This window comes from Pseudomonas sp. B7(2017), assembly GCF_002112745.1.
Classification (GTDB): Bacteria; Pseudomonadota; Gammaproteobacteria; order Pseudomonadales; family Pseudomonadaceae; genus Aquipseudomonas; species Aquipseudomonas ekonensis.
The window spans coordinates 13,586-27,800 of record NZ_NEIP01000009.1; the positions used below are offsets into that span (position 1 = coordinate 13,586).

The following is a 14,215-nucleotide window of genomic DNA, read 5'->3' on the forward strand; positions in this document are numbered from 1 at the left end:
GCGGCCCCGGCACGGGGCGAATGCGGCAGTCCAGTCAGTCTAGGCAGCAATTCACCCCCGCAGGGGAAACCGCAAGACCCGGGACTGCCTTTGAAACGGCGCCCAGTATATCGACCCGGCCCGGCGAACGCCGGGCCTTGCGCACAATTCCCGCGAAAAGCTATTCCAGCGCTTTCCAGATGTCCGTGGCGTATTCGCGGATGGTGCGGTCGGACGAGAACCAGCCCATCCGCGCCGTGTTCAGCACCGCCGAGCGCCACCAGTTGTCGGCGTCGTGCCAGAGCGCCTCGACCCGCCGCTGGGCTTCCCAGTACGCATCGAAGTCGGCGCAGACCAGGAAGCGGTCGTAGTCCACCAGCGAGTCGATCAGCCCGGTGTAGCGCGAGGTGTCGTCCGGCGAGAACACCCCCCCGCGGATCGCCTGCAGCACGTCGTTCAGGCGGTGGGACGCGGCGATGTCCGGCACGGCGCTGAACTCGTGGTTCTGCTTGCGCGCCTCGACCTGCTGGGCGCTCAGGCCGAAGATGAACATGTGCTCGGCGCCGATGCGTTCGCACATCTCCACGTTGGCGCCGTCCAGGGTGCCGATGGTCAGCGCGCCGTTGAGGCCGAACTTCATGTTGCTGGTGCCCGAGGCCTCGAAGCCGGCGGTGGAGATCTGCTCCGACAGGTCCGCCGCCGGGATGATGCTTTCCGCCAGGCTGACGTTGTAGTTGGGCAGGAACACCACTTTCAGCAGGCCACGCACAGTCGGGTCGTTGTTCACCACCCGGGCGATGTCGTTGGTCAGCTTGATGATCAGCTTGGCCTGGTGGTAGCTCGCCGCGGCCTTGCCGGCGAAGATCTTCACCCGCGGCACCCAGTCGACCTCAGGTTCGGCGCGGATCGCCTGGTACAGCGCGACGGTGTGCATCAGGTTGAGCAACTGGCGCTTGTACTCGTGGATCCGCTTGACCTGCACGTCGAACATCGCCGCCGGGTTCACCGCGACCCCCAGCCGTTCGTGAATCAGGTAGGCCAGGGCTTTCTTGCTGTGCAGCCGCTGCTCGGCGAAGGCCTTGCGGAACGCAGCCTTCTCGGCGAACGGCTCAAGGTCGAGCAGGCGCTCCTCGGGGTTGTCCAGCACCTGCGGGCCGAGGGCGTCGACCAGCATCGAGGTCAGCTCCGGGTTGGCCTGGTACAGCCAGCGGCGGAAGGTGATGCCGTTGGTCTTGTTGTTGATCCGTTGCGGATACAGCTTGTGCAGCTCGGCGAACACCGTCTTGCGCATCAGTTGGGTGTGCAGCCCGGACACGCCGTTGACGCTGTGGGAGCCGAGGAACGCCAGGTTGCCCATGCGCACCCGCCGGCCGTTGTCCTCCTCGATCAGCGACACCGCCCGCAGCACGTCGAAGTCGTGGATGCCCTTGGCCCGGATCGAATCGATGTGCTGGGCGTTGATCAGGTAGATGATCTGCATATGCCGGGGCAGCATGCGCTCCATCAGGCCCACCGGCCAGGTCTCCAGCGCTTCGGGCAGCAGCGTGTGGTTGGTGTACGACAGGGTCTCGACCGTGACTTGCCACGCCGCGTCCCACGCCACGTCATAGACGTCCACCAGCAGGCGCATCAGTTCGGCGACGGCGATCGAGGGGTGGGTGTCGTTGAGCTGGATCGAGGCGTGATCGCCGAGCGTCAGCACCGAGGTGTGCATGTTGCGGTGACGCCGCAGCAGGTCCTGCAGCGAGGCGGTGACGAAAAAGTATTCCTGGCGCAGGCGCAGTTCCTGCCCCGCTTCGGTGCTGTCGGCCGGGTAAAGCACCCGGGAGATGCTTTCGGCCCGGGCCACTTCGGCCACCGCGCCCAGGTGGTCGCCGGCGTTGAAGCGCTCCAGGTGCAGGTCTTCCATGGCTCGCGCCCGCCACAGGCGCAGGGTGTTGACGCTGGCCCCGCGCCAGCCGACCACCGGGGTGTCGTAGGCGATGGCCCGCACGGTCTCCGACGGCGACCAGACCTGCTTGGCCTTGCCGCTCGCGTCGGTGACCGTGGCCACGCTGCCGCCGAAACCGATGGAGTAGACGACTTCCGGCCGTTCGAACTCCCACGGGTTGCCGAAGTCCAGCCAATGCTCGGTCTGCTCCTGCTGCCAGCCGTCGACGATGGCTTGGCGGAACAGGCCGTGCTCGTAGCGGATGCCGTAGCCGTGGCCGGCGATGCCCAGGGTCGACATGCTCTCCATGAAGCACGCCGCCAGCCGCCCGAGGCCGCCGTTGCCCAGCGCCGCGTCGGGCTCCAGGATACGGATGCGCTCCAGGTCCACGCCCAGTTCCGTCAGCGCCTCGCGGGCCACGTCGAGCAGGCCGAGGTTGCTCAGGCTGTCGTACAGCAGGCGGCCGATGAGGAATTCCAGCGAGAGGTAGTACACCCGCTTCTGGCCCTTGCGGTAGATCTGCCGGGTGTGGTCCATCCAGTGCTCGACCATGTGATCGCGCGCCGCCAGGGCGATGGCTTCGAACCAGTCGTGGTCGAAGGCGTGATCCGGGTCTTTGCCCACCGCATAGGTGAGCTTGGTCAGGACGGCGTCGCGGAATGCGGCCACTTCAGCTTCGCGAACTAGCGGTTCTTGAGTCATCGATAGGACCTCGGGCGAGCGGGGAATGGTCAGAGCCTAGTCGGTCTGACCGACGGCGGCGGCTCTGGTTCGGCTGTTTTTCCGGTGCTGGCAATCGTCGAACGCGCGACGCATCCGATGCAGGGGCCGTGCCGAACCGCTGCGGCAACGGCGCTGCCCGATAAAAAACCGGCGAAAGGTTGTTCAAAAATCCACCGCTCCCGGTATGATCGCGCGCCCTGATGCCTACGCCTGGTAAACACCGATGATGAAGCCCAACCTGATCGCCGCCGCCGAGATCGACCGTCTCGAGACCTGGGCCAAATATTCGGCGCCGATGTGCGGCTCCTGCGTGTCGAGTTGCTGCACGCTGCCGGTCGAGGTCAAGATCAAGGATCTGGTGCGCATCGGCGTGGTCGACGAGTTCGAGCTGGGCGAACCGCCGAAGAACATCGCCAAGCGTCTGCAGAAGGAAGGGCTGGTCGAGCGCTTCAACCAGAAGTCGGGGATCTTCACTCTCCAGCGCATGAGCAACAACGACTGCTATTACCTGGATCGTAAGAGCCGGCTGTGCACCATTTATGACAAGCGCCCGGACACCTGCCGCAACCACCCCAAGATCGGCCCGCGCCCGGGCTACTGCGCGTACAAGCCCAAGGAAGTGGAGCGCGAGCGGCAGTCGCGCAACATCGAGCGGTTCTGATTTCTGTAGCGACTGATCGGCCGCTATCGCCAGCAGGCTGGCTCCCACAGGATTTGCGGTGGCCTGCCATTTCCGCGAACACCGCCGAACCCTGTGGGAGCTGGCTTGCCAGCGATGGGGCCGACACAGACACCGCACAAATTGCGAACAAACAAAAACGCCCCCGGCCTTTCGACCGGGGGCGTTTTCGTTTCAGCTCAGGCTAGATGATCAAGCCTTGGCTTTCTTGGCAGCGCGGGTACGCTCGCCTTCGTCCAGGATCTTCTTGCGAAGACGGATGGACTTCGGCGTGACTTCGCACAGCTCGTCATCCTGGATGAACTCCAGGGCCTGTTCCAGGGTGAAGCGGACCGGCGGAACCAGGGCGATGGTTTCGTCCTTGCCCGAAGCACGCATGTTGTCGAGCTTCTTGCCCTTGGTAGGGTTGACGCCCAGGTCGTTGTCGCGGCTGTTCAGGCCGACGATCTGACCGTTGTAGATCTCCTGGCCGTGCTCGACGAACAGCTTGCCGCGCGCCTGCAGGGTTTCCAGGGAGTAGGTCAGCGCCTTGCCGGTCTCGACCGACACCAGAACGCCGTTCAGGCGGCCGGACATGTGGCCGGACTTCATGGTGTCGTAGCGGTCGAAGATCGAGGTCAGGATGCCTGCACCGTTGGTCAGGGTCAGGAACTGGTTACGGAAACCGATCAGACCGCGAGCCGGGATGTTGTACTCCAGGCGCACACGGCCCTTGCCGTCCGGCGCCATGTTGGTCAGGTCGCCCTTACGCAGGCCCATCTCTTCCATCACCTTGCCCTGGGATTCCTCAGGGATGTCGATGGTCACGTTCTCGAACGGCTCCTGCTTGGTGCCGTTGACTTCGCGGATGATCACTTCAGGACGGCCCACGGCCATCTCGAAGCCTTCGCGGCGCATGGTTTCGATCAGAACCGACAGGTGCAGCTCACCACGGCCGGAGACCTTGAACTTGTCGGCCGAGTCGCCTTCTTCAACGCGCAGGGCAACGTTGTACAGCAGCTCTTTGTCCAGACGCTCCTTGATGTTGCGGGAGGTCACGAACTTGCCTTCTTTACCGCAGAACGGCGAGTCGTTCACCTGGAAGGTCATGGAAACGGTCGGCTCGTCGACCGTCAGCGGCTTCATCGCTTCGACGTTGTTCATGTCGCACAGGGTGTCGGAGATGAACAGCTCGTCGAAACCGCTGATGCAGACGATGTCGCCGGCAGCGGCTTCTTCGACGTCAACGCGGTGCAGGCCGTGGTGACCCATCAGCTTCAGGATGCGGCCGTTGCGCTTCTTGCCTTCGGTGTCGATGGCGACGACCGGGGTGTTCGGCTTGACGCGGCCACGGGCGATGCGGCCCACGCCGATCACGCCCAGGAAGCTGTTGTAGTCCAGAGCGGAGATCTGCATCTGGAACGGACCGTCACGGTCAACGGCCGGAGCCGGAACGTTGTCGACGATCGACTGGTACAGCGGGGTCATGTCTTCGGCCATCTCGGTGTGGTCCAGACCGGCGATGCCGTTCAGGGCCGAGGCGTAGACGACTTTGAAGTCCAGCTGTTCGTCGGTGGCGCCGAGGTTGTCGAACAGGTCGAAGATCTGGTCCAGGACCCAGTCAGGACGCGCGCCCGGACGGTCGACCTTGTTGATCACGACGATCGGCTTCAGACCGGCTTCGAAGGCCTTCTTGGTCACGAAGCGGGTTTGCGGCATAGGGCCGTCCTGGGCGTCGACCAGCAGCAGCACGGAGTCGACCATGGACATCACGCGCTCTACTTCGCCGCCGAAGTCGGCGTGGCCCGGGGTGTCCACGATGTTGATGTGGTAGCCGTTCCAGTTGATGGCGGTGTTCTTCGCCAGAATGGTGATGCCGCGCTCTTTTTCCTGGTCGTTGGAGTCCATCACGCGCTCGTCGTTGAGCTCGTTGCGCTCCAGGGTGCCGGATTGGCGCAGCAGTTTGTCGACCAGGGTGGTTTTACCGTGGTCAACGTGGGCGATGATGGCGATGTTGCGTAGATTTTCGATCACGTGTGTATCTCGATCAGAGGATTCGGTGTGCTGACAAGTCATGGCAGCGATTGACAGTAGTGTCCGGCATGGCCGTTACAGCTTGACGGCGGTGTCGGGGGGCCGGTGACGCAGGCCACAGGCAAACAGCCCCGGGCACTTAGCTCGGTCGATAAACGCGCACATTGGCATGCCCCTCACTGAGCAGATGGTGGGCATGCAGGCGACTCATCACGCCTTTGTCGCAATACAGCAGGTACTGGCGGGTTGGGTCCAGTTCCTTGAAACGAGCGTTCACTGCATAGAACGGCATCGTCTGTACCTCTACGCCGGGAAGCTCCAGCGGCTCGTCCTCGGCGGCATCCGGGTGACGGATGTCGAGGACGATCTGGCCGGCCAGCGCTTCGCCGACTTCTTCGATCTGCAAGTCCTGGCCCAATTCGTCGATCACCCGATCGATCGGCACCAGCCTGGCGTTCTCGAGCGCACGCTCGAGCACCGCCATGTCGAATTCTTTCTCTTCGTGCTCGACCCGGTAACGCTTGGCGGCGGTCTTCGGGTTGACCGAAATGACCCCGCAGTACTCCGGCATGTGCCGGGCGAAGTCGCCGGTGCCGATGGCGTCGGCCGTGTCGATGATGTCCTGCTTGTGGCTGGCGATCAGCGGACGCAGGATCAGTTTCTCGGTGACGCAGTCGATCACCGACAGGTTCGGCAGGGTCTGGCTCGACACCTGGGAGATCGCCTCGCCGGTGACCAGCGCGTCGATGTGCAGGCGGTCGGCGATGCTCGACGCGGCCCGCACCATCATGCGCTTGAGCACCACGCCCATGTGGCTGTCGTCGACCTTGCCGAGGATCTCGCCCAGCACTTCCTCGAACGGCACACTGACAAATAACACGCGTTGCGAGCTGCCGTACTTCTTCCAGATGAAATGCGCGACTTCCATCACGCCCAATTCGTGGGCACGGCCGCCCAGGTTGAAGAAGCAGAAGTGCCCCATCAGGCCGCGGCGCATGATCTGGTAGGCCGCCACGGTGGAGTCGAAGCCGCCGGACATCAGCACCAGCGTCTGCTCCAGGGCGCCGAGCGGGTAGCCGCCGATGCCGTTGTGCTGGCCGTGGATGACAAACAACCGTTGGTCGCGCACTTCGATGCGCACTTCGACTTCAGGCTTCTTCAGGTCGATCCCGGCGGCGCCGCACTGACGGCGCAGCTGGCTGCCGACGTACTTCTCGACGTCGATCGAGCTGAACGGGTGCTTGCCCGCGCGCTTGCAGCGCACCGAAAAGATCTTGCCGGCCAGCGCGTCGCCGTAGTGCTGCTTGCACTTCTCGACGATGTCGTCGAAGTCGCCCAGCGGGTACTCGTCAATCTGCAGGAAATGCGCGATGCCCGGCATGCAGCTCAGGCGCTCGCCCATCTCCTTCAGGGCCTTGGGATCGGTGACGCGGGTTTCCAGCTCGAGGTTGTCCCACACGCCGTTCACCACCACGGCCGGATCCAGATCGCGGAGCACGGCGCGGATGTTCTTGGCCAGCTGGCGGATGAAACGCATCCGGACAGGGCGGCTCTTGATGGTGATCTCGGGGAAGACTTTTACGATTAGTTTCATGAAAACTGCGCGCGCAACGCCAGCCTGAAAAAGTGGGGCGCGGATTATAGCGGAAATTGCTCAAGGTTTAACCAGTTAATGTGCAGAAGGTTTTGCGTGCACCAAAACGGGTCGTTTTCGGATTCCAACGCTACATTAGAGGGCGGGATTTTCGCCGTTTCGGCGCCCTGCACCTTTATAAGCGTGAATTTGGGGCAAAAAACCCATGCTGGGGCACTGGCATGCAATTTGCTCCCTTGTGAGGCAGGTTGCCTTGGCAGAGTATTCGCGCCGGCATCACCAATACAGAAGGGCATCCATTACCGCCCTAAGCCACCCGGAGGACACTATGTCGAAGTCGGTTCAACTCATCAAAGATCATGACGTCAAGTGGATTGATCTGCGCTTCACGGACACCAAAGGCACTCAGCACCACGTGACCATGCCGGCTCGCGATGCGCTGGAAGATGACTTCTTCGAAGTCGGCAAGATGTTCGACGGTTCCTCCATCGCTGGCTGGAAAGGCATCGAAGCCTCCGACATGATCCTGATGCCGGACGACGAAACCGCCGTCCTGGATCCGTTCACCGAAGAGCCGACCCTGATCCTGGTGTGCGACATCATCGAACCTTCGACCATGCAGGGCTACGACCGCGACCCGCGCGCCATCGCCCGCCGCGCCGAGGAATACCTGAAGTCCACCGGCATCGGCGACACCGTGTTCGCAGGTCCAGAGCCCGAGTTCTTCATCTTCGACGAAGTGAAGTTCAAGTCCGACATCTCCGGCTCGATGTTCAAGATCTACTCCGAGCAAGGCTCGTGGATGTCCGACCAGGACGTGGAAGGCGGCAACAAAGGCCACCGTCCAGGCATCAAGGGCGGCTACTTCCCGGTTCCGCCGTTCGACCACGACCACGAAATCCGCACCGCAATGTGCAACGCCCTGGAAGAAATGGGCCAGACCGTCGAAGTCCACCACCACGAAGTGGCGACCGCCGGCCAGAACGAAATCGGTGTCAAGTTCAACACCCTGGTGAAAAAAGCTGACGAAGTTCAGACCCTGAAATACGTCGTGCACAACGTTGCCGACGCCTACGGCCGCACCGCGACCTTCATGCCGAAGCCGCTGTACGGCGACAACGGCTCGGGCATGCACGTGCACATGTCCATCGCCAAAGACGGCAAGAACACCTTCGCCGGCGAAGGCTATGCCGGCCTGTCCGACACCGCCCTGTACTTCATCGGCGGCATCATCAAGCACGGTAAGGCCCTGAACGGCTTCACCAACCCGGCCACCAACTCCTACAAGCGTCTGGTGCCAGGCTTCGAAGCCCCGGTGATGCTGGCCTACTCGGCCCGCAACCGTTCCGCCTCGATCCGCATTCCTTACGTCAACAGCCCTCGCGGCCGTCGTATCGAAGCCCGTTTCCCGGATCCGGCCGCCAACCCGTACCTGGCCTTCGCAGCGCTGCTGATGGCTGGCCTCGACGGTATCCAGAACAAGATCCACCCAGGCGACGCCGCCGACAAGAACCTGTACGACCTGCCGCCTGAAGAGGCGAAAGAGATCCCGCAGGTGTGCGGCAGCCTGAAGGAAGCCCTGGAAGAGCTGGACAAGGGCCGCGCGTTCCTGACCAAGGGCGGCGTGTTCTCCGACGACTTCATCGACGCCTACATCGCGCTGAAGTCCGAAGAGGAAATCAAGGTTCGCACCTTCGTGCACCCACTGGAATATGAGCTGTACTACAGCTGCTGATCCGGTGGCGCCGCCCCGCGCGGCGCGACACAAGAGAGGCCTCCTTCGGGAGGCCTTTTTTGTTGCCCCGACGACACCCTCCAGCAGGCTCGCTCCCACAGGGAATTGCGCCAGGACATGTCCCGGATTGGGCCAACCGCCGCGACTGGCCTATGCTGCACCCCATCGCTTTCGAATCCGGTCGATGCCATGGGTCGCACCTTCCTTTGTCTCCTGCTGCTGATCGCCCTGCCCGCCGCCGCGCAGATCTACAAGTACACCGACGCCAACGGCCACACGGTCTACAGCGACCATTCCCCGCAGGGCGTGCCGTCGCAGCCGGTGGAGCTGCCGCCGCTCAACCAGGTCGGAGCCCAACCGCCCGCCGCACCGCCCGCGGATGCGGCCACGCGCGAACCCGCCCGCAGCGCGTATGAAACCCTGGAGCTGACCGGCCTGCCCAACGAAGAGGCCCTGCGCGCCAACAACGGCACCTTCACCGTCGGCGTGCTGATCAAGCCGCGCCTGAGGCCGCCGCACCAGTTGCGGCTGCTGCTCGATGACGAACCCTATGGCCAGCCCAGCAACCTGCCGACCCTGCAGTTGGTGAATGTGGATAGGGGCGAGCACCGCCTCGCGGTGCAGGTGATCGACGGCCAGTCGGTGATCCAGCAGAGCCCGCCGGTGACCTTCACCGTGCAGCGGGTGCACAAGCCATGATCCGCCCGCTGCTCGCCCTCTGCCTGACGCTGATCGCGTTCGGCGCATCGGCCGAGGTGTTCACCTACACCGATGCCCAGGGCAACCGGGTCTACACCGATCAGCCGCGGGGCAACGCCAAGCGGGTTCAATTGACCACCAGCAACCGCATGCCGGCCACATCCGTCGGCACCCCATCCAGCGGTCCGAAAAACCCGGTGCCGGAGCCGCCGGCGTTCCGCTACGACATGCTGCGGGTGCTGATCCCCGAGCCGGACGCGACCATCCGCAGCAGCGCCGGCGAGCTGATCGTCAGCGTCACCAGCGAGCCCGGCCTGCAACCGGGCCACCGCTACCGTCTGCTGCTGGACGGCCAGGCCACCGGCGAACCCGGCCCCAGCCCGGTGTTCCCGCTGAGCGACATCGACCGCGGCAGCCACAACCTGTCGGTGGAAATCCTCGACGGCCAGGGACGCACCGTCGAGCGCACCGCCAACCAGCCGTTCCACATGCAGCGGATATCCCTGGCGCAGAAGCGCCAGGTCAAACCCTGCGCGAAGGACGACTACGGCGTGCGCCCCGAGTGCCCGCTCAAGGACAAGCCCCCCGAACCGAAAAACCCTTTCCTGCGGTTCTTCTAACGCCCTCGCGCATTGCGCACTATATTGGTGCAACAGTCTGCACCTTACTCACATTCCAACCCATTTTGGTTCGATTCTTCCCGTCAACGCGCAGGGAATGCCACGCAAGCGAGCGTCAAACGCCCGTTTCAGGCGTCGGACGCTTCTTTTCGGAGCCTTGGTTTGGTTTTTGCATTTTCCCCGCATCAGCGCTTTATCCCTGCGCACGCCATGCTCCAAAAGAGGTCCTCATGACCATCAGTGACGCACTGCATCGCTTGTTGCTCGACAACCTGACCACCGCCACGCTGCTGCTCGACGACGAACTGCGCCTCGAGTACATGAACCCGGCGGCGGAGATGCTGCTGGCCACCAGCGGCCAGCGCAGCCATGGCCAGTTCATCAGCGAGCTGTTCACCGAGTCCACCGAGGCGCTCAACTCGCTGCGCCAGGCGGTGGAGCAGGCGCATCCGTTCACCAAGCGCGAAGCGATGCTCACAGCCCTCACCGGCCAGACCCTGACGGTGGATTACGCGGTGACGCCGATCCTGAGCAACGGCACGACCCTGCTGTTGCTGGAGGTCCATCCCCGCGACCGCCTGCTGCGGATCACCAAGGAAGAGGCCCAGCTGTCCAAGCAGGAAACCAGCAAGATGCTGGTGCGCGGCCTGGCCCACGAGATCAAGAACCCCCTCGGCGGCATCCGCGGCGCCGCCCAGCTGCTGGCCCGCGAACTGCCGGAAGACAGCCTGCGCGACTACACCAACGTGATCATCGAAGAGGCCGACCGCCTGCGCAATCTGGTGGACCGCATGCTCGGCTCCAACAAGCTGCCGTCGCTGGCGCTGTGCAACGTCCACGAAGTGCTGGAGCGGGTCAGCCAGCTGGTCGAGGCCGAAAGCCAGGGCTGCATCACGCTGGTGCGCGACTACGACCCGAGCATTCCCGACGTCCTGATCGACCGCGAACAGATGATCCAGGCCGTGCTGAACATCGTGCGCAACGCCATGCAGGCCATCGGCAGCCAGAACGAACTGCGCCTGGGCCGCATCACCCTGCGCACCCGCACCATGCGCCAGTTCACCATCGGCCACGTGCGCCACCGCCTGGTGACCAAGATCGAGATCATCGACAACGGCCCCGGCATCCCGGCGGAACTCCAGGAAACCCTTTTCTTTCCCATGGTCAGCGGCCGCCCGGACGGCACCGGGCTGGGCCTGGCCATCACCCAGAACATCATCAGCCAGCACCAGGGCCTGATCGAGTGCGACAGCCACCCCGGCCACACCACGTTCTCGATCTTTCTGCCACTGGAACAAGGAGCCACATCGACATGAGCCGTAGTGAAACCGTGTGGATCGTCGATGACGACCGTTCTATCCGCTGGGTCCTCGAAAAAGCCCTGCAACAGGAAGGCATGACCACCCAGAGCTTCGACAGCGCCGACGGCGTGATGAGCCGCCTGGCCCGCCAGCAGCCGGACGTGATCATTTCCGACATCCGCATGCCCGGCGCCAGCGGCCTGGACCTGCTGGCGCGGATCCGCGAGCAGCACCCGCGCCTGCCGGTCATCATCATGACCGCCCACTCGGACCTGGACAGCGCCGTCGCCTCCTATCAGGGCGGCGCGTTCGAATACCTGCCCAAGCCGTTCGACGTCGATGAAGCGGTGTCGCTGGTCAAGCGCGCCAACCAGCACGCCCAGGAGCAGCAAGGCCTGGAAGCGGCGCCGTCGCTGGCCCGCACCCCGGAGATCATCGGCGAAGCGCCGGCGATGCAGGAGGTGTTCCGCGCCATCGGCCGCCTGAGCCACTCCAACATCACCGTGCTGATCAACGGCGAATCCGGCACCGGCAAGGAGCTGGTGGCCCACGCGCTGCACCGCCACAGCCCGCGCGCGACCGCGCCGTTCATCGCCCTGAACATGGCGGCGATCCCCAAGGACCTGATGGAGTCCGAACTGTTCGGCCACGAGAAAGGCGCGTTCACCGGCGCGGCCAACCTGCGCCGCGGGCGATTCGAGCAGGCCGACGGCGGCACGCTGTTCCTCGACGAGATCGGTGACATGCCGGCCGACACCCAGACGCGCCTGCTGCGGGTGCTGGCCGACGGCGAGTTCTACCGCGTCGGCGGCCACGTGCCGGTCAAGGTCGACGTGCGGATCATCGCCGCGACCCACCAGAACCTGGAAACCCTGGTGCACGCCGGCAAGTTCCGCGAAGACCTGTTCCACCGCCTCAACGTGATCCGCATCCACATTCCGCGCCTGTCGGACCGTCGCGAAGACATCCCGACCCTGGCCCGGCACTTCCTCAGCCGCGCCGCGCAGGAACTGGCGGTGGAGCCGAAGCTGCTCAAGAACGAAACCGAGGAATACCTCAAGAACCTGCCGTGGCCGGGTAACGTGCGCCAACTGGAGAACACCTGCCGCTGGATCACCGTGATGGCCTCCGGACGCGAGGTGCACATCAGCGACTTGCCGCCGGAACTGCTGAGCCTGCCGCAGGACTCGGCGCCGGTGACCAACTGGGAGCAGGCCCTGCGCCAGTGGGCGGACCAGGCCCTGGCCCGGGGCCAGTCGAGCCTGCTCGACAGCGCCGTGCCGGCGTTCGAGCGGATCATGATCGAGACCGCGCTCAAGCACACCGCCGGCCGCCGCCGCGATGCCGCCGTCCTGCTGGGCTGGGGGCGCAACACCCTGACGCGCAAGATCAAGGAGCTGGGGATGAAGGTCGACGGCGGGGATGAAGACGAGGGGGATGAGGGCTGATCGAGCCTCACGATCTTCGCTGCACGATCAATCCAATCGCGGGCAGGCTCGCTCCCACAGGTGAAATGCATGCGCCTGTGGAGCGAGACTGCCCGCGATGCTTTTCAGCCCGGCGTGCACCGCAACGATGCACCCCGACCCGCAACCGCGCAGGGCCAGCCGCTTGCCTTTGCACCGGGCAACCTCCGGAATTCCATCCCCGAACACGCAAAAGCCCCGGATTCCGGGGCTTTCAGCTTCTGTCGCAATAATTTTGTTTCAAGAGAAGAAAACCTGGCACGCGCCCTGCAATAACCCTCTCAGGTGATTCGATTCACCCACCCGGTTTCGGGGACCTTGGTACAGGCAGGCCGGGGATTCCCCTCTTTAATCCGGATCCGCACCGCCCATGCGTCGGATCCTGCCGCTTTGGGGCCCTTGATACAGGCAGGTCAGGGGTTCCTTCTTTACGCCGGGCCCGTCGCCCTTGCGACCGGCCCGCCCCTTTCGGGAACCTTGGTACAGGCAGGCCGGGGATTCCCTCTTTTATTGCTCTCGCAAGTGGATCTCCAGCCGCCAGCGGTCATCGACCTCGCTGGCGGCCCAGTCGCCCTGCAGCGGCCGGGCCGCCACCAAGGTCAGCAGCAGGCCGCCGTCGCTCAGGCGCGTTCGCCAGTTCACGTCCTTGCCGTTGAGCTTGAGTTGCCCCTTCTGCGGTTTGCCCTCGGCGCCGAACAGCAGCGCCAGCGAACCATCGACGACTTCGCCGTGCAGTTTCGGCTCGTTGTTGAACCACACCACCAGGCCGCCGTCGATCACGTCCACCTGCTGCAGCACGCTGGGGTCCGGCGTGGTCAGGCGACCGATCATCAGGCCGACCATCACGCCGAAGATCGCCAGCGACCCCATCACCCGCGGGAATAGTTTCGAACGCGGATCCGCTTGCGGCGTAGAATGCGCGTCATCTTTACCTTCGGAGCCGTGCATGTTTCACGTCATCCTTTTCCAACCGGAAATTCCGCCGAACACCGGCAACGTTATCAGGCTGTGCGCCAACAGCGGCTGCCACCTGCATCTGATCGAACCGCTGGGCTTCGAGATGGACGACAAGCGCCTGCGCCGCGCCGGTCTCGACTACCACGAGTATGCCACCCTGCAGCGCCATGCCGACCTGGCCAGTTGCCTGGAAAGCCTGGGCCAGCCCCGCCTGTTCGCATTCACCACCAAGGGATCGCAGCCGTTTCACGACGTGGCGTTCGCCCCGGGCGACGCGTTCCTGTTCGGCCCGGAAAGCCGGGGCCTGCCGCCGGAAGTGCTGGACGCGCTGCCCGCCGGCCATCGCCTGCGCCTGCCGATGCGCGAAGGCTGCCGCAGCCTGAACCTGTCCAACACCGTGGCGGTGGCCGTCTACGAAGCGTGGCGGCAGAACGGCTTCAACTGACACTGACGCCATCGCCAGCAGGCTGGCTCCCACAGGGGCTCGGCTGAACACAGCCTCTGTGTCCACCTCAAAAC

At 64.2% G+C, this 14,215-nt stretch carries 12 protein-coding genes; 8 read left to right on the plus strand and 4 right to left on the minus strand.

The window, feature by feature from the left end:
- Nucleotides 1-160: 160 nt before the first annotated feature.
- Nucleotides 161-2,611, minus strand: coding sequence for a glycogen/starch/alpha-glucan phosphorylase (locus CAG29_RS17620; protein WP_085581786.1), 2,451 nt, complete (start codon nt 2,609-2,611; stop codon nt 161-163).
- A 244-nt stretch (nt 2,612-2,855) separates the two neighbouring features.
- On the opposite strand from CAG29_RS17620, the gene CAG29_RS17625 reads away from it, so the two are divergent.
- A complete protein-coding gene (locus tag CAG29_RS17625; RefSeq protein WP_085581788.1) occupies nt 2,856-3,293 on the plus strand; it encodes a YkgJ family cysteine cluster protein in 438 nt (145 codons plus the stop codon).
- Between the two features lie 210 nt (nt 3,294-3,503).
- Here CAG29_RS17625 and typA read toward each other — a convergent pair whose 3' ends face one another.
- Entirely contained in the window at nt 3,504-5,324 is a 1,821-nt protein-coding gene (typA, locus tag CAG29_RS17630; protein ID WP_085581790.1) for a translational GTPase TypA, read from the minus strand.
- Nucleotides 5,325-5,463: 139 nt separating this feature from the next.
- Nucleotides 5,464-6,918 carry a tRNA uracil 4-sulfurtransferase ThiI gene (thiI, locus tag CAG29_RS17635; RefSeq protein ID WP_085581792.1) on the minus strand — a complete coding sequence of 485 codons (1,455 nt, stop codon included), beginning with the start codon at nt 6,916-6,918 and terminating at the stop codon, nt 5,464-5,466.
- A 328-nt stretch (nt 6,919-7,246) separates the two neighbouring features.
- On the opposite strand from thiI, the gene glnA reads away from it, so the two are divergent.
- From glnA to CAG29_RS28540, 6 genes are all read left to right on the plus strand, one after another.
- Entirely contained in the window at nt 7,247-8,653 is a 1,407-nt protein-coding gene (gene glnA / locus CAG29_RS17645) for a glutamate--ammonia ligase (RefSeq protein ID WP_085581796.1), read from the plus strand.
- Nucleotides 8,654-8,842: 189 nt separating this feature from the next.
- Nucleotides 8,843-9,352: a DUF4124 domain-containing protein gene (locus CAG29_RS17650; protein WP_085639379.1), complete on the plus strand. Its 510-nt coding sequence runs from the start codon at nt 8,843-8,845 to the stop codon at nt 9,350-9,352.
- Nucleotides 9,349-9,972 carry a DUF4124 domain-containing protein gene (locus CAG29_RS17655; RefSeq protein WP_085694885.1) on the plus strand — a complete coding sequence of 208 codons (624 nt, stop codon included), beginning with the start codon at nt 9,349-9,351 and terminating at the stop codon, nt 9,970-9,972. Before CAG29_RS17650 ends, CAG29_RS17655 begins: the two co-directional genes overlap by 4 nt.
- Before the next feature lie 230 nt (nt 9,973-10,202).
- Complete coding sequence (glnL, locus tag CAG29_RS17660) at nt 10,203-11,288, plus strand: nitrogen regulation protein NR(II) (RefSeq protein WP_085581802.1); 1,086 nt, start codon at nt 10,203-10,205, stop codon at nt 11,286-11,288.
- Nucleotides 11,285-12,721 carry a nitrogen regulation protein NR(I) gene (ntrC, locus tag CAG29_RS17665; protein WP_085581804.1) on the plus strand — a complete coding sequence of 479 codons (1,437 nt, stop codon included), beginning with the start codon at nt 11,285-11,287 and terminating at the stop codon, nt 12,719-12,721. The genes glnL and ntrC overlap by 4 nt, the downstream gene beginning before the upstream one ends.
- A 69-nt stretch (nt 12,722-12,790) precedes the next feature.
- Entirely contained in the window at nt 12,791-13,015 is a 225-nt protein-coding gene (locus CAG29_RS28540; protein WP_170930286.1) for a hypothetical protein, read from the plus strand.
- 231 nt (nt 13,016-13,246) lie between these two features.
- Here the strand turns inward: CAG29_RS28540 and CAG29_RS17675 are convergent, their stop codons facing one another.
- Complete coding sequence (locus CAG29_RS17675) at nt 13,247-13,687, minus strand: hypothetical protein (protein WP_085581805.1); 441 nt, start codon at nt 13,685-13,687, stop codon at nt 13,247-13,249.
- Here CAG29_RS17675 and CAG29_RS17680 point away from each other — a divergent pair.
- Nucleotides 13,686-14,141: a tRNA (cytidine(34)-2'-O)-methyltransferase gene (locus tag CAG29_RS17680; RefSeq protein WP_085581807.1), complete on the plus strand. Its 456-nt coding sequence runs from the start codon at nt 13,686-13,688 to the stop codon at nt 14,139-14,141. The two genes, CAG29_RS17675 and CAG29_RS17680, sit on opposite strands and share 2 nt — an antisense overlap.
- Nucleotides 14,142-14,215 lie beyond the last annotated feature (74 nt).